19 protein-coding genes are annotated in these 19070 nt (G+C 67.1%); 10 read left to right on the plus strand and 9 right to left on the minus strand.

Going from position 1 to position 19070, the window contains the following annotated elements; translation table 11 throughout:
• Nucleotides 1–101: 101 nt before the first annotated feature.
• The gene (locus HTZ84_RS14120; protein WP_174681269.1) at nt 102–326 is read right to left on the minus strand and encodes a hypothetical protein; all 225 of its coding nucleotides are present in this window, start codon (nt 324–326) and stop codon (nt 102–104) included.
• Between the two features lie 224 nt (nt 327–550).
• A complete protein-coding gene (locus HTZ84_RS14125; RefSeq protein WP_126662677.1) occupies nt 551–802 on the minus strand; it encodes a hypothetical protein in 252 nt (83 codons plus the stop codon).
• Nucleotides 803–938: 136 nt separating this feature from the next.
• Between HTZ84_RS14125 and HTZ84_RS14130 the strand changes: the two genes are divergently transcribed.
• The 3 genes from HTZ84_RS14130 to HTZ84_RS14140 all read left to right on the plus strand — a co-directional run bounded on the left by HTZ84_RS14130 (nt 939) and on the right by HTZ84_RS14140 (nt 5442).
• The gene (locus tag HTZ84_RS14130) at nt 939–2216 is read left to right on the plus strand and encodes a DNA double-strand break repair nuclease NurA (protein ID WP_174681270.1); all 1278 of its coding nucleotides are present in this window, start codon (nt 939–941) and stop codon (nt 2214–2216) included.
• Between the two features lie 91 nt (nt 2217–2307).
• Nucleotides 2308–4494, plus strand: coding sequence for a bifunctional metallophosphatase/5'-nucleotidase (locus HTZ84_RS14135; protein WP_174681271.1), 2187 nt, complete (start codon nt 2308–2310; stop codon nt 4492–4494).
• A gap of 78 nt (nt 4495–4572) precedes the next feature.
• Nucleotides 4573–5442 carry a hypothetical protein gene (locus HTZ84_RS14140; RefSeq protein ID WP_174681272.1) on the plus strand — a complete coding sequence of 290 codons (870 nt, stop codon included), beginning with the start codon at nt 4573–4575 and terminating at the stop codon, nt 5440–5442.
• A gap of 7 nt (nt 5443–5449) precedes the next feature.
• Here HTZ84_RS14140 and HTZ84_RS14145 read toward each other — a convergent pair whose 3' ends face one another.
• The gene (locus HTZ84_RS14145) at nt 5450–5791 is read right to left on the minus strand and encodes a DUF7113 family protein (RefSeq protein ID WP_174681273.1); all 342 of its coding nucleotides are present in this window, start codon (nt 5789–5791) and stop codon (nt 5450–5452) included.
• Nucleotides 5792–6108: 317 nt separating this feature from the next.
• On the opposite strand from HTZ84_RS14145, the gene HTZ84_RS14150 reads away from it, so the two are divergent.
• Both HTZ84_RS14150 and HTZ84_RS14155 read left to right on the plus strand, forming a co-directional pair.
• Nucleotides 6109–6738, plus strand: coding sequence for a DUF7344 domain-containing protein (locus HTZ84_RS14150; protein WP_174681274.1), 630 nt, complete (start codon nt 6109–6111; stop codon nt 6736–6738).
• A 182-nt stretch (nt 6739–6920) separates the two neighbouring features.
• A complete protein-coding gene (locus HTZ84_RS14155) occupies nt 6921–8777 on the plus strand; it encodes an ATP-binding protein (protein ID WP_174681275.1) in 1857 nt (618 codons plus the stop codon).
• 33 nt (nt 8778–8810) lie between these two features.
• Here HTZ84_RS14155 and HTZ84_RS14160 read toward each other — a convergent pair whose 3' ends face one another.
• From HTZ84_RS14160 to HTZ84_RS14170, 3 genes are all read right to left on the minus strand, one after another.
• Nucleotides 8811–9731 (minus strand): CAP domain-containing protein, encoded by a 921-nt coding sequence (locus HTZ84_RS14160; protein WP_254611758.1) that lies wholly within the window; start codon nt 9729–9731, stop codon nt 8811–8813.
• Nucleotides 9732–10019: 288 nt separating this feature from the next.
• The gene (locus HTZ84_RS14165) at nt 10020–10919 is read right to left on the minus strand and encodes an FRG domain-containing protein (protein ID WP_254611759.1); all 900 of its coding nucleotides are present in this window, start codon (nt 10917–10919) and stop codon (nt 10020–10022) included.
• Between the two features lie 148 nt (nt 10920–11067).
• Nucleotides 11068–11826 (minus strand): SDR family NAD(P)-dependent oxidoreductase, encoded by a 759-nt coding sequence (locus tag HTZ84_RS14170; protein ID WP_174681278.1) that lies wholly within the window; start codon nt 11824–11826, stop codon nt 11068–11070.
• A gap of 163 nt (nt 11827–11989) precedes the next feature.
• On the opposite strand from HTZ84_RS14170, the gene HTZ84_RS14175 reads away from it, so the two are divergent.
• Nucleotides 11990–12382 (plus strand): hypothetical protein, encoded by a 393-nt coding sequence (locus tag HTZ84_RS14175; protein WP_174681279.1) that lies wholly within the window; start codon nt 11990–11992, stop codon nt 12380–12382.
• Between the two features lie 76 nt (nt 12383–12458).
• Here HTZ84_RS14175 and HTZ84_RS14180 read toward each other — a convergent pair whose 3' ends face one another.
• Complete coding sequence (locus tag HTZ84_RS14180) at nt 12459–13064, minus strand: alpha/beta hydrolase (protein WP_174681280.1); 606 nt, start codon at nt 13062–13064, stop codon at nt 12459–12461.
• An 85-nt stretch (nt 13065–13149) separates the two neighbouring features.
• Entirely contained in the window at nt 13150–14691 is a 1542-nt protein-coding gene (locus HTZ84_RS14185; protein ID WP_174681281.1) for a M23 family metallopeptidase, read from the minus strand.
• Between the two features lie 123 nt (nt 14692–14814).
• Here HTZ84_RS14185 and HTZ84_RS14190 point away from each other — a divergent pair, with 123 nt between their 5' ends.
• From HTZ84_RS14190 to HTZ84_RS14200, 3 genes are all read left to right on the plus strand, one after another.
• On the plus strand, nt 14815–15744 hold the full coding sequence (locus tag HTZ84_RS14190) for a helix-turn-helix transcriptional regulator (protein WP_174681282.1): 930 nt from the start codon (nt 14815–14817) through the stop codon (nt 15742–15744).
• A gap of 156 nt (nt 15745–15900) precedes the next feature.
• Nucleotides 15901–16740, plus strand: coding sequence for a PspA/IM30 family protein (locus HTZ84_RS14195; protein WP_174681283.1), 840 nt, complete (start codon nt 15901–15903; stop codon nt 16738–16740).
• 125 nt (nt 16741–16865) lie between these two features.
• On the plus strand, nt 16866–17225 hold the full coding sequence (locus HTZ84_RS14200) for a hypothetical protein (protein WP_174681284.1): 360 nt from the start codon (nt 16866–16868) through the stop codon (nt 17223–17225).
• A 35-nt stretch (nt 17226–17260) separates the two neighbouring features.
• Here HTZ84_RS14200 and HTZ84_RS14205 read toward each other — a convergent pair whose 3' ends face one another.
• The gene (locus HTZ84_RS14205; protein ID WP_174681285.1) at nt 17261–17770 is read right to left on the minus strand and encodes an FxLYD domain-containing protein; all 510 of its coding nucleotides are present in this window, start codon (nt 17768–17770) and stop codon (nt 17261–17263) included.
• Between the two features lie 253 nt (nt 17771–18023).
• Between HTZ84_RS14205 and HTZ84_RS14210 the strand changes: the two genes are divergently transcribed.
• Nucleotides 18024–19070 (plus strand): hypothetical protein, encoded by a 1047-nt coding sequence (locus HTZ84_RS14210; protein ID WP_174681286.1) that lies wholly within the window; start codon nt 18024–18026, stop codon nt 19068–19070.

Consider the following 19070-nt stretch of genomic DNA (forward strand, 5'->3'; position numbering starts at 1 on the left):
ACGACTTCAGCAGAGTACACGTGTCAGTGTGAAGGGGATCCACATAACCTTTGTTGTAATCTGCTTATGCTAGAAATGAAACCGAACGGATCTTTTACCGGTCAGTCTTCGAGAAACTCCGGTTCGAAGGCCGACTCGGAGTCCGGATCGGGATCCCGTCGCTCGATCGTGATCGTCCATTCGGGGGCGGCGGAGACCGGCGACGAAACGTCCCAGACGCCGTCGATGACGGCTCCGCGACCGAATGCAGTCGTCACGAGCGCCTCGAGATCGCGTTCGAAGGCCGCAGTTACGTCGGAGTCGGGGGGTCCGCTATCGGATGCCATGGTATCTTGGCGGGAGGGCTGACACGTGCGGCGAGTGGTGGGCGCCGGCGCAACGCTGTTCCTCCACAGGGTCCCGAAGACAGCGGTAAATATAACCACGTCGCCGTTATGAATGGTTTTTGACAATCGAGTGGCGGCCGATGTTCGAGGCCGACCCGGCGGCCCGCGTCGCCGAACCGAACTCGAGTCGGCAGCCCCCAACGACGGCGTCGCGACGAGGCGCGTCAGTGGTCGAAGGTCGCGCCGCAGTCGCCACAGACCGTGCCGTGGCCGGGTTTGGTTCGCTGTGCGAAAACGGCGCCGCAGTCGTCGCAGATCATAAAGAGGCGGCGTTCCGGCGGGACGCCGGCCTCGAACGTGACCTGAATCCAGGCGTCGCGGTTCGTCTCGTCGTACAGCGTCACGTCGGCGCCGTCCTGGCGCCAGTTGATCGGGTCCTCGTCGGTGTCGACCGCTTCCAGACCTCGCTTGGACATCGGGATATTCGGATTCACCCTCCACCCACATATAATTTTTCTGATAATATTTTACCCGGCCTCGAGTTAATGCATTGCTACCGGCGCGATCGAGCCGACCGTCGTCTTTTTGCGAATGGGACGGGAGCCACCGAGTGTGACTCTCGATCCGGTCCACTTCGACGGCATCGCGCGACTCGCGAGGCGGATCGATCACGGGGCCGACGAGCGCGATCGCCGCGCCTTCGCCGAGACGGTCTGGGCGGAGTTCCTCGATCCGCTCGTCGACGACGACGGCCGAACCGTCCTCGAGCCGGTCGGCGAGCAGCATCGTCGTCACGTCGACTGCGAGGACGTCGCGCTCCACGATCGACCGTTCGCGAGCGAGCACGGGCTCGACGCGGGAACCATCAACCCGACGACGTTCAAAAACGGCCTCGTGATCGACATCGCGCAGGCGGCGATGGCCGCCACGCCGAGCGACCTCGACCTCCACCGGTCGCGAACCACGGTGATGACGGTCCACTCCAACGACGAGACGATGACCGTCGACGAGTCGTGGGGGAAGTTCGACGAGGGCTACAGCCGGAGCCGCGCCGTCAAGATCCCGCCGCTGCCCCGCTTCGCCGAGGGGGTCGTCCACGCGCTGGCGCTCTACCTCGCCGAGAGCAAGCACGCCCTCGAGAACGCCGACGCGGTCGACGACCTGCTCGTCCTCGACGGGCCGATCTACCCTCGCGGACTGCTCCGCTGGGCCGACCAACACCCCGATCTCGCGGACTTCCTGCTCGAGGATCCCCGGCCGACGACGGTGCTCGAGAACTACGTGCGACTGGTCGAGCGCTTCGTCGAGCGGAACGTGCCGCTCGTGGGCTTCGTCAAGAACCCGGCGACGCGGGTCATCACGCGGACGCTGAAGAACAAGCGGGCCGTCGACGTGGCCACCCCCTGGAACGACGATTCGGCCCTGTTCACGCGGCTCCTGGAGCGCGGCGAGTACGTCGACGATATCGACGGCCAGCGCTGGGAGCGCGACACCGCTGCGCTGACCTACACGAACTGGTTTCGCTCCCGCGGTGGCGTCGATCGCCCGCTCTCGGTCGAGGGCGACGCCCTCGGCGTCGAGCGCGACCTGTCGCTCGAGGCCTACGAGGTGACGTTCTTCGTCGTCTACGACCCGCGCGACGACCTCATCTACCGGATCGAGGCCCCCTACGCGTTCACGCGGGAGCCGGAGACTCGGCGGGCGCTGACGATGCAGGTCCTGCAGGACGTCGCCGTCGCCCACGGCCCGCCGACGATCGTCGAGAAGGCCGACGAACTCGCCAAGATCAGCCGCTCGGAGAAGTCGTCGCTTCGCGAAACGCTCGAGACGCAGTTCGACACGTCGCAGGATCGGACCTACGACGATCACCGGTGGGACGAGGAGTACTAGCGCCGGCGATCCGCTCGGCTCCTGTGACAAACGTACTGGATGGGGCAGCACATAGCAACGATAGTGGTGGTTCCTTTCGCTGACTGTCACTGTGACACGAACGTTCGAACGTGACGACAGTGACGGGACCGACTCGGGCGTCGACTCGCGCCGCCGTCGGGTGCTCGGTATGGCCGCGGGAGCGTCGGCCGCCGCCGTGCTTCCGACGACCGGGAGCGTCGGCGCGGAATCCGACGACGAGACGGTGACGATCGTCCACGACACGCACTTCCACGGGCGGTTCGAGGACGCCGAGGCGCCCGAACTGAACCTCGCCCGCTACTACGCGGTCGTCAAGGAGCACCTCGAGTCGGCCGCGAACTCGCTGTTCGTCGGCAACGGCGACGACCTCGCCCCGTCGATGCTCGGCCTCGAGTACGAGGGCGAACACGCGATCGAGGCGCTGAACGAGACGGCCATCGACGTCGACGGCGTCGGTAACCACGAGTACGATTTCGGCGCCGACGTGGCGACGAAGCGCTTCGAAGAGAGCGAGTTCCCCTGGGTCGTCGCGAACCTGCTCGACGACGCTGGCGAGCCGGTTCCCGGAACCGAGCGGTGGACGACGTTCGAGGAAGGCGGACTGACGATCGGCGTCTTCGGCCTCGTCTCGACGAACTTCCACTCGCTGACCGACTATCCCGCGGAGTGGCAGGTGCTGGGCTACGTCGCGAGCGCACGGGAAGCCGTCGACGCGCTCCGCGAAGCGGGCGCCGACGTCGTCGTCTGTGCCTCCCACGTCTCGACGGGCGTCCACTACACGCTCGCCGAGGACGTCGACGGCCTCGACGCGATCGTCGGCTCCCACTCCAACGTCGTCTTCGACGAACCCGAGGTCGTCGACGGGACGGTCATCAGCGAGTTCGGCGACGAGTTCGACCACGTCGGCTCGCTCACGCTCGACGCCGAGGGCGCCCTCGTCGACTGGCGGCGGACCGACCTCCTGGCCCCCGACGCGGATCCCGCGCCGGCCGTCGACGAGTACGCGGAGATCGAGGCTCGCTACGCCGACGAGATCCCGGAAGACGAGACCCTCGCCGCCATCGCCGAGGAGTGGACCGACGAACTCGAGTCGGAGCTCGAGCAGACGGCCTTCGAGACCGAGGTCGAACTGAACGCGACGTTCGACAACTACGCGATCGAGACCAACTGGGGGAACCTCATGACCGACGCGATGCGGACCGTCGGCGAGATCGGCGACATCGAGGTCGACATCGCGGCCCAGAACGCCGGCGGCATCCGCAGCGGGTCGACCTACGGCCCCGGCCCGGTCACGGGCGCCGACGTGATGAACATCCTGCCGTTCCCCAACGAGATCGAGGTCGTCGAACTGACCGGCGAGGACGTCGTCGCGTACCTCGAGGAGGCGATCCGCCCCCATCCGGCGGAGAACTACGGCGCGCAGCCGGCGATCCAGGTCTCGGGGCTCTCCTACGAGTGGTGGGGCCACGACGGCGAGAGTCGCGTGGAGAACCTCTTCGTCGGCGGCGAGCCGGTCGACCCCGACGAGACCTACTTCCTCGCGCACAACGACTACTCGATCGAGAACTCCGACGTCCTCTCTACGGCCGAGGTCGTCCTCGCCTCCGGCCAGTTCCAGGGCCCCTACGTCCTCGAGCGCCTCGAGGAGCGAGACACCGTCGCGCCCGAGCGCGAGAACCGGATGCTCCGGGTCGACGAGACGGTCGGCGAGGCGTCGGTCGCCGTCGGCGACGGCGAGACCACGCTCACCGTCGACGTCCCGGACGGCACCGCGGCGATTCGGCCGGACACCTTCCGAGCCGTGATCCGAACCGGCGCCGACCTCGAGGCGAACGCGGCGACCGCCGACGGCGACAGCGTCGACGTGACGTTCGATACCGACGACCTGCGCGCTCTCGTCGCGGACGTCGACGAGCCGGCGCTGCGGCTGTTCGGCGGCTACGATCCCGATCAGGAGCACTGGGACTACGGCTTCGACGTGCCGACCTCGAGCGGCTACGATCACTTCCAACTCCGCGCCGACGTGAGCGCAGCCGCTCTCACTGGCAACGGTGATTCGAACGGTTCCGACGGCAACGAGTCGGACGGCGGCAACGAGTCAGATGATGACGGCTCGGACGACGGGATGCCCGGCTTCGGTCCGCTCGGCGCGCTCGCCGGCGGGAGCGCCGGCGGCTACCTCTACTCGCGCCGTCGCTCGGCCGGCGACGAACCGGCCGAGACTACCGAGAACGCGACCGACGGCAACGACGACTGATCGGACGACACGCCCCATGTCCTTCGTTTCCCACGCACGCGACGATCGAGTATCGATGAGCGCTACGAGTACCACGAAATGAGCTCCGCGACGGAACGACGGACGGCCGCCGCCGGACGCAACCTGTTGCTGGGAGCGGCCGTCCTCGCGCTGCTATCGGTCTCGCTGCTCGGCCTCGCCGCCGAGACGGCCGCCGCCGGCGATCGGACCGCGGCCGTCTTCCCGTCGACGCAGACGATCGACGCGGAGCCCGGCGAGGAGGTCACCGTCGACGTCGTCATGCAGAGCGACGGCGGGTACGGCGGCGAAGGCATCGAGTCGGTTACCCTCGTCGCTCGGTACAATCCCGAGTATCTCGAGATTACCGACGTTGAACGAGGCCCCTGGCTCGAGCAGGGCGCGGAAACGGACGTCCGCGCCGAACGGGCGATCGCACACGACACCGGCACCGCCGTCCTCGAGCAGCGGCGCGACCCGCCCGCCGACGGCGCGACCGGGAACGCGAGACTCGCGACGCTCACCGTCGCGGTCGCCGAAGACGCCCCGCCGTCGGAGGCGACGATCTCCTTCGGGGAGAGCCGCGCCGAACTCCTCCGCGAGACGCCGATTCCGATCTTCGATATGAACGCTACCGTCGCGATCGACGGCGGCGGCGACGAGGCGCCGGCGTTCGACCACCCGGATCCGGACGGTCTCGAGACGACGCCCGTCGACGGCGACGAAACCACCGACGCCGAACCGGGGTCGGAACCCGAATCGACGGGAGAAGACGACGCAGCGGCGGAGACCGACGGCGAGAACGGAGGTGGCGGCACGAAGCGAGATGACGGGGACGCCGTCCCGGGACTCCCGACGCCCGTCGCGGCGGGGATCGTCGTCGGAACGGTGCTCGTCGCCCGCCGATTGCGCGACGGGACCGGCGTTCGAGCCGGCTCGGACCGGGATTAGTCGTCAGTTACTCGTCAGCTTCGCCGTCTTTCTCGACTTCGAGTTCGACGTCGCTCGGGTCGACCCCGATCCGGGCGAACTGCGTCCGGACGTGTTCTTTGGCGCCCTCGAGGGCCTGTTCGCGGGTGTCGAAGCCGCGGGGCATGGGCGATTCGAAGGCGAGGTTCACTTCGCGGCCGTCGACCAGCTGGGTCGAGCCGCCGCTGTCGACCTCGTAGAACTCGTCGCAGACCCAGACGTAGGCGGCGTCTTCGTCCGGCGCGCCGCGAAACGAGGGGGCTCGTTCGCCCCGTTCGTACAGCGTGCCGGTGAGTTCGGTGCCGCCGGCACGACCGCGTATCAGTATCATACCGTTCCTTCGGCGCGTACGCGCAAAAAGACAGCGGGACGAGCGGTGGGATTTTCCCGGGATTCGGACTCGAGATCGGATCGAATTCGCCGCGCGGTCACCCGAATCGATCGACCCGGCGGTCGGCGTCGAACGCACCGGTTAGTGCCGGCGAATCTCACGATTATCCTACCGTAAAGTAGCAGGTATTCTTGCCGCTCGAGGGGGTTTCGAGGGGGATTAGCCAGTAATCCGGATATTACGAGAGTAAGCTTTCGTTCCCGAGCCAAATCGTTTTGGAAATGGGCTTAACCCCGTTCCACCAGTGCCTCTTAGTAATGAGTTCGAAAGCGTCCATCGGCGGTGACAGCGAGCGGGACCCATTGACAGACGTCCCGGAGGAGTGTTACGACGTCCTCCGACACCCGCGCCGGATTCGCATCCTCGCGACGCTCGGCGCCCGCCGCACGCGGCTGTCGCTGATGGAGCTAACGACGGCGATCGTCGAGAACGAAGAGCTGGACGTTCCGACCGGCAAGGCTCGTCACGACGTCCGCGTCAGTCTCGTCCACAACCACCTGCCCCGACTGGCCGAGTACGGCCTCGTCGAGTTCGACGCCGAGACCGGCGCCGAACTGGTCGACGAACCGCCGGTCCACCCCGCGGATCTCGCGGGCCTGCTCGAGCTCTGTGAGGGCCCGGAGGGTGAGCGGATGCTCGAGGCGATCGTCCACCCCGTCCGGATGCGCGTCCTCGGGATGCTGTCGGGCGTCGAACACACCGTCTCCGTCGAGCAGCTCGCGTCGGCACTCGCCGCCAGCGACGTCGGTGCGGACGACCGCGAGCGAGCGAAGATTTCCCTCTACCACGCTCACCTCCCCGTGCTGGCCGACGCGGGCGCCCTGGAGTTCGATGCCGACGCCAATCTGGTCACGCGAGGCGAACGGACGACGTCGGTCCTCCACTGATCGCTCGCCGCCACCGCCGAACTCGCCGCCGTCTTCCGCTGGCGCGCTCGGTCCTCCGCCCGAATCGAATCGATTGTGCGGTTCTCGGCCGTTCCGTTCTGTCCTCAGTTGCGCGTTCCCGCGTCGACGCTCGAGTGTGTCGCCTCGAAAAGTAGTTGTGGGGCCGGCCTGATGGACCTGATATGACCGATCTGGGTGACTTCGGTGATTTCAACGCCGAGTCCGACGCCGATTCCGGCGGGAGAGACGACACTGCGGCCGGTTCCGACGGGACGAGGACCTCCCCGTCGAGTGCCGGCGGGTCGACAGGTACGGACGGCGGAACGACCGACGATTTCGAACCGACGCCCGTCGAACCGCAGGGCGAAGACGTCGGCATCGGCGCGATCTGCGTCTCCCAGGGACTGCGCGTCGCCGAGGACGGCGACGAAACGACGCTGCGCGCGTACATCACCCGCGGCAACCGTTCCTCCATCCGCATCGGGAGCTATCTGCTGGCCCCCTACCCCGACGGCGAGACCCTCTTCTGCCGTATCGTCGGCCTCGAGTACGCCCAGCAGTACCACGCCGACGACGCGACGGAGATCCACGCCCGGCGCGCGATGCGGACCGACGGGGTCGACGAGGCCGACTACAAGTTCGTCGCGGAGCTCGAGCCGGTAGCCGTCCTGTACGACGATGACGGCGAACTGAAGCGGCGGATGACCGACCGCGTCCCCAAACCCCAGACGGTCGTCAGGAAGGCCGACGACACCGAACAGATCAAGACCGGGCTGAAGATGCCCGACGACGGCGTCTTCCTCGGACACCTCTCGGTCGGCGGCGAGAAGGTCCGGACCGCGGCGTCGCCGCCCACCATCGACTACCGGCTGAAAGACGACTACGACGCGGGCGATCCGCTCGTCTTCCGGCACACGCTGATCGCCGGCGGGACGGGGTCGGGGAAGACCCACGGCGCGAAGAACATCCTCCGCCAGTACCTCGCCGAGGACCGGGCGTACCCCATGGACGACGGCCGCGAGGTCCGGCCCGCCGTCGTCCAGTTCGACCCGCAGGACGAGTACGCCCAGATGCACGACGACAACCCCGATCTGGACGACGAGTTCGCGCGACGCCTCGAGCGCGAGGGGATCGCCTACGGCGGCCACGAGGACACGACGGCGTTCGTCCCCAAGGTCGGGTCGGCGTCGTACGCCGCGGGCCACCACCGCGCGCGCCAGGTCGAGTTCACGATCCCGTTCTCGATGGTCTACGACAACCCGTGGCTGGTCGCGGGCAGCGGGCTGAACGACAACCAGTACGGCGCGCTGGTCAGCGTCCTCCTCCCGCGCTTTCGCAAGCAGTACGGCGACGACGGGACCTACGAGGAGTTCACGACGTTCCTCGACGATCCCGCGCTGCGCGAGGAACTCGACGAGTCCGGCCGGGTCCACGAGGCGACGTTCGACGCCGTCCGCCGGCGCGTGCTCGGCTTCGGCCACGTCTTCGATCAGGACGCGCGGCCGATCACCGACCTCGTCCACGAGTTCGTCCGCCCCGGCGGACTGACCGTCGTTCCGACCTACCACATCAACGACAGCCGCGCGACGGAGGCGATCGTCCTCGCCGTCTCGTCGCTGATCATCGACCAGAAGCTCTCGAACGACCCGTTCTACGACCGGATCAAGGAGACGCCGATCGTCCTCGGGATGGACGAGGCCCACAACTTCCTGACCGACGCCGACAGCGTCCAAGCCGGGAAGGTCATCAACAAGTTCACCGAGGCCGCCAAACAGGGCCGCAAGGAACGGCTCGGGCTCTTCCTGATCACCCAGGACCCGCAGGACATCCACGACGCCGTCTTCAAGCAGATCAACACCACCGTCGTCCTGAATCTCGGCGACGAGGACGCCATCAAGAGCGTGAATATTCCGAGCAACCTCGAGTCGAAGGTGCCCTACATGGAGAAAGGGCAGATGGTCGTCTACTCGCCGGACAACTCCGAACCCGTCGAACTGATCGGGCTCCCGAAGTGTCTCACTCGGCACGGCCGGGACTGAAAAAAGAGCGTCGCGGGTCGCCGTCCGACGGTCTCAGCAGAAGTTCTGCGTGACGAACACGCGGTTATCGTCGGTGACGTAGACGCCGATGCCCTCGTTCTCCCACTGGGTCGCGAGGAGGTTCTCGCGGTGGCCCGGCGAGTTCATCCACTGCGTGACGATGCCGTCCGCGAGTTCCTGCTCGGTCTCGTAGCGGACGGTCTCGCCGTCGTCGTCGACGACCGGCGTGTCGTACCACGTCTGGGCGAGGTTCTCGCCGCCGGTGTAACCGTTCGCGTTACACTCGTATCCCGCCCGCTCGTACCGGTCGGTGACGTCGTTGCCCTCCGGATCGACGTGCGAGAAGTAGCCGCGTTCGGCCATGTCCTCGCTGTGGGCACGGGCGATGTCCCGCAACTCGGTGTCGAATTCGAGCGGTTCGAGGCCGCGGGCGGTGCGTTCCTCGTTGACCGCCTCGTGGACGTATCGCTCGAGGGCCGCGCGATCGATCTCGTCGCCCGAACCGTCGTCCGCGTCGTCGCTCGTAGTGTCGTCGGTTCCGTCGCCGGCAGTTTCGTCGGTCTCGTCAGCTTCGTCGTCCGTTTGCTCCGTATCGTTGCCGTCCGTCTCGTCGGTCTCTCCACCGTCCGTCCCGTTCGTCCCGTCTCCGGCATCGTCGGACGTGTCCTCGTCGCCGATACCGTCGGCAATGTCGCCGTCGAACAGCGACTCGAGCAGCGAACTAGCGTCGACGTTCTGACCGCCGGCGAGATCCCCGACCGGGGACCCGACGTCGCTGTCGACGCCGTCGGTGTCCACCTCGACGGTGTCGTCGACCGCCGCGGTCACCGACGAGACCGCGGTCGCGTCGGACTGGGTGACGACGTGCGATTGCGAAATATCGGCCGTATCGGCCTCGGTCGACGCGTCCTCGATCGGACTCGCCGGCGGCGCGGCGGCCCCCGCACCGACCATGCTCAGAGCGAGTAGTGCTACGACTGCGACGGTCGCTATCGATTGTAATTTCATCCGCGATATCTTTCATACGGTTAGCAGAAATAGTAATTCTCCAGTTACCGGACAGAAGATGCTTCAGGATTCTGCAAGGGTCCGTCTCGAGAATCGGTATCGATAGAGATCGCATCGAAGTACGCTGTATGCGATGGTTTCGACCAGACCCGATTCGCGTACGGCTCGAAAGTACCGGGTACGGTGACCGAGGACGTCTCGAGAGCGTGTCGAAATATACACACGACGGCTCACTTACCCCTGCGGCTGATAGTACTGCTTGAGCCACGTCGTCAGTCCCTCGAGGTCGGGAAACAGCGTCCGGTGGTTGACGTTCATCTGATCGAGCTTGTCGCGGAACTCGAGTTTGCGCTCGCCCGGAATCACGATCTTTCGGTAGCAGTCCGGGCGATCCTCGAGCCACCGGTCGAGGGCGAGTCGTGGATCGGACTGGAACGAAAAGACGGCCGACTGGTTAGCGATGCGGTCGTCGATCGCCGGCGGCCGGAAGAAGACGACGTACTGGTCGTCGGCCGCCTCGGCGGCGTCGACGCCCCAGCGCTCGCTCCAGAGGTCGTCCAGCCGGGAGACGTCGTTCAGGTCGCGCATCGGCGCCTCGGCGGCGGCGTCGGTCGCCTCCGCGTCGGACTCGAGGGTCGCGTTCGAGAGCAGATGCACGTCGAGCATGTCCGTCTCGGTCCGCTCGAGGACGCGGTGGTAGTGCTCCGGTAGCGTGTCGTGGAGTTGCCGGTAGTCGACCGCCCAGACGGCGCCGTCGTGGGCGGTATCGCCGTCTCGGACCGCGAAGTAGGTCGCGACCAGCGGCGAGAACGACCAGTCCAGCAGCCGGGTCGGCAGGCCGTAGTGTTCGGCGATCGAGAGCAGGTGCCAGACCGACTCGGGCTCCTCGATCTCGTTGACCGCGTACTGGTGGAAGTTCCGCAACAGCAGCGACTCGAGTTTCCACTCGCCCGACTCCCCGACGAACCGCTTGATCGAGGTCTCGAGGGTGTGGTCCTGGGAGGGGACTCCCCGAAACACGAACGGTGAGCGGTGCCGGCCGATGTCGGGCATCCACATCTCCGCGGTGACCAGTTCCTGCAGTTCCGCCCACGATTCGGCCCGGACGGTCGACAGCGAGTTGTCGGTGGTCATCGATGCGTGCGGCCGCGCCATCCTCGGTCGTGGATCAGTGCCACGTCGATGGCTTACCCGCGAGCGGGGAAAACGATTATCCGCATCGCCGCGGTCGACGACCGCTCGCTTGAGACCGTCTTCGGCGCCGATCCGACCCGTCGTCGCGTCACTGGGCGAGGTAGCCGCCCTCGACGGGCAGCGTGGTCCCGGTGACTCGAGACGAGAGGTCCGAACCGAGGAAGAGGACGGCGTTCGCGATCTCTTGGGGGTCCGCGAGGCCGGGCATCGGCTCGGTCTCGAGGAACTGTGCCTCCATCTCGGGGTGTTCCTCGATCGTCCGCTCGATCATGTCCGTGCGGACGATCCCCGGCGCCACGGCGTTAGCGCGGATGCCGTCCTCGGCGTACTCGATGGCCGCGTACTTCGTGAGGTGGCTGACGGCTGCTTTCGCCGCCCCGTAGCCGCTGTACTGCGGAACCGCGACCTCGCCGCCGATCGAGGAGGCGCTGATGATCGATCCGCCGCCGTCGGCCAGCATCGCCTCGATACCGTACTTCATTCCGTACCAGACGCCTTTCAGGTTCACCTCGATGACCTGTTCGAAGGCGTCGTTCTCGTACTCGTCGAGTCGCGCGACGGGGCCTTCGATGGCGGCGTTGTTGTAGAGGACGTCGATGCCGCCGAATTCGTCGACCGCGGTCTCGATCATCGCTTTGGCGTCCTCGGGGTCGGACACGTCCGTCCGAACGAACGTCGCCTCGCCGCCGTCGTCGGTGATCTCCGCGACCGTTTCCTCACCGGCGTCGGCGTCCACGTCGGCGACGACGACCGACGCGCCGTGCTCGGCGAACGTCTTCGCCGTCGTCCGCCCGATTCCGGATGCCGCTCCCGTAACGACCGCAACTCGGTCCTCGACTAATTTCATTATCGAAGCCGTCGTCCCGTCTACAGATATGTGCACTGATTCACCACACATATCCTGAAATTCACTTAATAACGAATTCTTCATCTGAGATATAATATAAATATCCAATCATATTTCCGAAGAGCGGAAAGTATTACATAGCGTGACTTACCACGAAGAGGCAATGAAGTACTACGAATCTCCCGTCCTCACGATCGAGTGGGACGAAGAACTGCAAGCGGTCACGATGAACTGGCACGACTTCGCCCGGAGCGAGCAGTATCGCGAAGGGCTGGACGAGGGATTGGCGCTCGTGAAAGAGAAAAACGCCAGCTACTGGCTCGCCGATCTCAGAGACCTCGGGACCGTCTCGCAGGAGGACCAGCAGTGGACGCAGGAGAACTGGCACCCGCGGGCGTTCGAGACCGACCTCTCGTACATGGCCATCGTTCAGCCGACGAGCGTCATTACGAACCTCTCCGTCGATGACCTCGTCCAGGAGGTCGGCTCGAACGTCACGTCGCACATGTTCGATAACAGGCCCGACGCCGAGGACTGGCTCCGCGAGCGACAGTAGGGGGAGGAGCGTCGATCCGCGTCGAGAACCGGAACGAGTCGCTCGAGCGACGCACACGCGCCGCTCGCAGACGCGGTTACGACCGAAGAGCGTCAGCGAAGAACGTCGCGACCTCGCTCGCGATGGCGTCGTGTTTCCCGAGGAAGAAGTGGTCGCCGGTCAGCGCGGTGACGGCGTCGCCGCGCTCGCGGGCGCGGTCGACCACCGGCTCCCAGTCGACGGTCTCGTCCCGCTCGCCGTACAGGACGCGAACGGGCGTCCCGTCCTCGAGGGACTCGAGCGCGTCGACCGCGTCGAGGTCGTCGGCCAGCCGCGCGGTCGGCGCGAGGACGGCGACGGCGTCGGGACCGACGTCGGCCGCCGCGAGCAGCGCCAGCGAGGCGCCGAAGCTGTAGCCGAAGACGCCGACGGGGCAATCGTATTCCTCGCGGGCCCAGCGGACGGCGTTGCGCACGTCCTCGCGCTCGCCGTAACCCTCGTCCCACGGGCCGTAATCGAACCGGAGACAGGCAATGCCCGCTTCGCGGAGGGCCGTCGCGACCGCGGCGAGTCGCGGATCGCTACGCGAGCCCCCGTGCCGGGGATGGGGCGGCGCGGCGACGACGATCGCGTCGGGGTCGTCGGTCGGCTCCTCGAGGGTCCCGCGGACGTCGCGGCCGCCGGGAATCAGCACGTCGCTCATGGGCGATCGTTCGGCGCGGCGGGTATTAAGGTCCGTCACGGCGCCGGCGCGGGTCGGACCGGCCTCGAGGGGGAGGAGTCGGCCCTCAGGCGCGCACGACGGCGTCGGCGAACGACGCTCGCAGTCGTCGCCCGTCGTACTCGCCGAGGACGAGGAAGACGACGAAGCCGGCGAGGAAGGTCGACGCGCCGAGCGCGAGGAGACCGACGCCGATAGCGAACCCGTTCGTCCCGTACCAGGCGACGACGGTGGCGACGAGACCGGCCCCGACGACGGTGCCGATCGAACCCGGGCGCCGCACGTAGCCGTCCCCGCGGCGGAGCGAGAGCCCGAGGCGATAGGCCACGCCGAGCGCCGCGCCCGCGGCGAGCACCTCCGCGACGACGAGCCAGGACGCGACGATCGAGACGAAGTAGGTGACGACGCCGCCGACGCAGGCGCCGAACGCGACGCGCTGGAGGAACTCGATCCCCGCGCGGCGTCGGTCCGTCGCTCCCCCCGAGCCCGCGTCGTGGGCCTCGGACGCGGCGTCGGTGATGTCTCGGGTCCGGCTCGACGCGTCGCCGTCCCGGTCGACGTGCGCGACGCGCTGGCCGGCGGTCACGAACGTCCGAGCCCCGTCGGCATCGTTCCGGGTCGAGGGATCGTCGATCGGGGCCTCGGCGCCCGGCCACTCGGCGTCGACGTCGTCGAAGGCGACCGGAAGCCCCGCCGCGATCTCGAAGTCGGGGTGGTCCTGAAGCTGGAAGTGGAGGTGGGGGTCCGAGGAGTTGCCCGTGTGGCCGCAGCGGCCGATCCGCTGGCCGCGGGTCACGCGGTCCCCCGGCTCGACGCCGACGCTGCCGGGCACGAGGTGCGCGAGGCAGCTGTACTCGTCGGGGGCGTGCTGGATCACCACGTAGTTCCCGCGGATGTCGCGTTTCAGGAGGTGCGAGAGCCCGCCGCCGCGCGAGGACTCGAACGCGCTGTCGCAGACGTCGATCACGGCTCCGTCGGCGGGGGCGAGGACCGGTTCGTCGTAGCAGTAGGAGCTCTCGACGCGGGAGCCGGACCCCTCGGGGGACGTCCGGCCGTCGGCGTCGGTGATCACGAAGTCGTACGCGTAGCGCTGGTTTACCGGGAACCACGAGTGGGAGTAGTCGCGGTCGTAGCTCCCGTTGACGACGGTCCAGCGGCCGTCGAACGGGAGCCGGTAGGAGCGGCGCTGCTCGTAGCTCCCGGCGGCGGGCATCGAGCCGCGGTGGCGAGCGTACGCGACCGCGGCGCCGAGGAACTGCATCGTGTCCTGCGCCAGCACCAACGGGTTCAGGATCGTCAGGGGCAGCATGAGGTACCACGCCGCGTACGTCCGCCAGTCGCCCGTCTCGATCCAGTCGGTCGGCCCGACCGCCTCCTCCGCGTCGGCGGCCCGTCCCAGCGCCAGTTCGACTAGCGGCGCGACGAGCGGCCAGAGGAGCGCGAGGAAGAAGACCCAGAAGACCTGCAGGGCGGCGAGCGAATCGAAGAGGTGGCCGGGAATCGCCAGCAGCCCCAGCAGCGCGACGTGTATCGGTTCGAGCGAGCGGAGCCGCCTCCGGATCCGGGCCGCGAAGGACGCCGGCTCGGCGGGCGTCGTCTGATCGGTCATGACACCGTATCGGTCCGAGAGGAACGTAACTGCTTTGCGAACTCGAGTTCACAACGCGCGCTGACATGTCCCGCGGGATCGGCGTCCGGAACGGTCAATGCGCTGTCGGGAGAACGGCCGCCCATGACGACAGATGACGCGCCGAATCCCGCCGTTCGCGAGGCCTTCTCCCTGCTGAACCACGAAATTCGCCTCGAGATCCTGCTGGCGTTGCTCGAGGACTGGGACGCCGTCTACACGGAGCCGAAGTCCTACGCCGAGCTGATGGACGCGGTCGGGATGCGCGACAGCGGGCAGTTCAATTACCACCTCGACAAGCTCAGGGGCGTCTACGTCCGCGAGGTCGAGGACGGCTACGTGCCGACGGCGAGCGTGACCGCGCTTTACAGGACCGTGCTCGCTCACCGGCCGACCGAACGCCGCGAGTTCGAGTCGAGCGAAATCGAGTCGGCGTGTCCCCGCTGTGAGGCGACGCTGGTCCTGCGCTACGAGCGCGGATTCGCGACCGTCGACTGCCCGGCGTGCGAGGAGTGGGACGGGTTCACCTATCCGTTCCCGAAGAACGGCCTCGAGGAGCGGGACGCGGACGCGATCGCCCGCACGGTCGCCCGTCGCGCCAGACGCGACATCGGACTGGCCCGCGCCGGTCAGTGTCCGTTCTGTGCGGGGGCGACGACCGTCGCCCTCCGTCTCGCGGCCCTCGAGAGCGACAACGACGGCGGCGACGGCAACGGCAACGGCGACGCTGGCGGCGCCGAAATCGCAGACCGCGGACGCGACCCCTGGGTCGAAATCACCTGCGATGACTGCACGTTCCTCGCGGGCGTGCGGCCGATCACGGTGTTGCTGACCGACGCCCGGGCCGCGGGCGCGCTCGCCGATGTCGGCTTCGACCTCGAGCGCTACGACTGGGAGTTGCCGGCTCCGACGGTGCGAGTCGAGTCCCGAGAGCCGACGCGGATCGCGCTCGAGGTCGACGACGAGGGGAACGGCTCGGTGACGGCCGTCGTCGACGACGCGTTCGCGGTCCGCTCGGTCACCGTCGATTCGTAGCGCCTCGAGGCCCGCGATCCTCACGTCAACGCCGGGTCGCTCGAGCGAGTAGGCGGCCGGTAACCGGCGTCGAACGGTCGCCTCGGTGGCGGCCGCGTTCATCGCAGACTGTTGACGATGTGATGTTTTTAAGGGCGACGAGCGATACGTACGACTATGGGCATCCTCTCTCGGACCTCCTACATCATCCGGTCGAAACTCAACTCGGTGCTCAACCGCGCCGAGGATCCGACGGAGACGCTCGACTACTCCTACGAGCAGATGCGCGACCAGCTCCAGGACGTCAAACGGGGCATCGCGGATCTGACCACGCAGAAAAAGCGCCTCGAGATGCAGAAACGGCGCCTCGAGGAGAACGTCGACAAACACAACGATCAGGCCCGGACCGCGGTCCAGCAGGGCCGGGAGGATCTGGCGCGGCGCGCGCTCGAGAAGAAGAAGACGAAGATGAACCAGATCGAGGATCTCGAGCGCCAGATCTCGAACTTACAGAGCCAACAGGACAAGCTGATCGACCAGAAGAACGAGCTTCAGAGCCGCATCGAGGAGTTCCGCACCAAGAAGGAGACGATGAAGGCCCGCCACGAGGCCGCGAAGGCGAGCTCGACGGTGTCCGAAGCGATAACGGCCACCGGCGAGGAGTTCGAGGACGTCGGTCGAGCGATCGAGCGCGCCGAGGAGCAGACCGAAGACATGGAGGCCCGAGCCGCCGCGATGGACGAACTCCACGAGTCCGGCGCGTTCGATGACGTCCTCTCGGACAAGGACGACATCGACCGCGAGCTCGAGCAACTGGAGACCGACAGCGGCGTCGAGGCCGAACTCGAGACGTTGAAATCCGAGATGGGAGAGGGAAGCAGCGAGACCGACGCTGAACCGGCCAGCGACGTGGAGGGCGAGGTCGACGAGGAGGAACTCGCGGAGATGGAATCGGAGGTCGACGACAGCGAAGTCGAGGCCGAACTCGCGGAGCTGCAGGACGAGGAGAACGCCTGAGTTCGCCGTCGGAAGCGCCCGATAACGAAGCGAGCGGTGACCGGTCCCTGTCGGATCCCGCGCGATCGTTTTCTCGCAGTGGACGGTGGGGTAACGACTACCACAGTCGACGTTGAACGCCGAGTATGGCCACGGATACGGAGGTCGATACGGACGCGTTCGACGAGATTTCGCTGACCAACCAAGTCGTCTTACTCGGCGTCGCCGAACTGCAGCGACGCGGCGAGACGCCGGTCCAGACCCACGTGCTGCGACGCGTCTGCAGGACGCAACTCGAGGGCGTCGACGTGGGTGTCATCGGGACGCTCACCGAGGCGGACGTGATGCGATCGCTCTACCGACTCGAGGACGAGGGGTTCGTCGAGGAGATCGAAACCGAAGGGACGTCGCCCACCGGGAAGGGTCGCCCCGCGTACGCGCTCGACGTCGACCCCGAAATCGTCGAGGAGGGCGTCGCCGACGAACTCCTCGAGCCCACCGACTGAGGGGAGCGGATGCCGGATCGACGGCCGGGGAGGCGCTAGGACGGCGTGCCCAACACCGCGATGTCGTAGTCGGCGACGTCCGACGGCGCCTCGAGGACGACCACCTGAAACTCCCAGATGTCGCCGCCCTCGAGATCGCCCGTCGTGGCCAGATACCGACCGATCACGTTGCCGGCGTCGTTGTAGATCCGAGTTCGGACTTCGACGACCTGGATCCGATCGTCGCCCGTGTTCTCGACGGTGCCCTGGACGGTCGAGCCGAGATAGCCGTCCTCGACGACGAACTCGTGATCGGTCAGCGAGAGCGGGTCCAGCGGCGTTACCGACTGCGAGGGCTGCTGATTGGCGAGCGCCGCCGCCGCGGACATCTCCGTCGCCGTCCGATTAGTGGCGTTGCTGGCGTTGATCTCGACGCCGTTGCCGTCCTCGTAGGAGGGTTCGCCGCCGAGGTCCCCGCCGCCAGTACAGCCGGCGGCCGCGGCCGAGACGCCCGCACCGACCGCCGCGAGGAGGCGGCGTCGGCTCGTCGACTCCCGCCGGGTCATCGTCCTCGCGTCCCCCTCCGCGAGTGGGTTCCGTCACCGAGCATGTATCCGATCGACACCGCCGACGCATTTCAGTGTAGCCCCTGAAGGGGCAATTCTCGAGACCGACGGTTCGCTCGATCGACGTGTCGGTACCGAAGACGGTTCGGGACGTTCGCGTGCGCTCTCGTGGTCACCGCCCCGGTTCGGGCGCGGTGCCGGCGGTGTGCAACGCAGGGCCTTATTGTCGGGTCCGTGGAACGTAGCGCCATCTATGAGCGCCGAGACCGACGAGACGTTCGAGTCGTACGGGGCCGACGTCGGCGCGGGATCCGGCCCGCTGTCCCGGTTTCGAGAGTGGTTCGTCGTCGAGGGGAACCGCGTCGTCGTCGCGGCCCTCCTGGCGGCCGTCGTCCTCGCGTTGCTGCTCGCCCTTCGCTGGACCGGAATCATCGCGTTCGTCGAACCCAACTCGGTGACGCGCGTGGCCAGCGGCATGATCGCGGGGACGTTCTCGCTGGTGACGCTGGTCGTCTCGGTCAACCAGCTCATCCTCTCCCAGGAGTTCAGCGCGGCCGGCAAGGCGCGCGAACGACTTCAGGGGGTCGTGGAGTTCCGGCGGGACGTGGCCGACGACGCGGCCGTTCCCGCGACCCCGGCCGCGCCCACGAGAGTGCTCGAGTTGCTCGTCGAGTCGATCCGCAATGACGCCGCCGCTCTCGGCGACGCCGTCGCGGACCACGACGAAGCGATCCGCGAGACGGTCGCGGGGTACACGAACGACGTCCACCAGCGGACCGAGGATATCGAGCAGGTGCTCGAGCACGCGGAGTTCGGATCGTTCTCCGCCGTCTCCGCGGCGATCAACTACAACGAGGCCTGGCACCTGTACGCCGCGACCCACCTGCAAAACGAGTACGCCGACTCGCTGTCGCCGGCGGCCGCGGAGTCCCTCGAGGACCTGATCGAGTCCCTGAAACTGTTCAACGTGGCCCGCGAGCAGTTCAAGACGACGTATCTGCAGCGGGAACTCACCCGATTCTCGCAGCTGACGATCTACGCGGGGGTGCCGTCGATTCTGGCGGCGATCCTCATCGGCCTCCTCTACGCCGATTTCACCGGACCGAGTATCAGCACCGCCGTCATGCCGTACGTCGTGATCGGCCTGATTACGGTCGGCCTCTCGCCGCTGTTTCTCCTCGTGGTCTACATCCTTCGGACCGCGACCGTCACGCGCCGGACCGCCTCGGTCGGGCCGATGATCCCCCAGAAGGATCCCGACGAGGGACCGTTCGACGTCTCCTACGGCGAGGACTCCTGA

Origin of the sequence: Haloterrigena gelatinilytica, from assembly GCF_013342145.1 — an archaeon.
Taxonomy (GTDB): domain Archaea; phylum Halobacteriota; class Halobacteria; order Halobacteriales; family Natrialbaceae; genus Haloterrigena; species Haloterrigena gelatinilytica.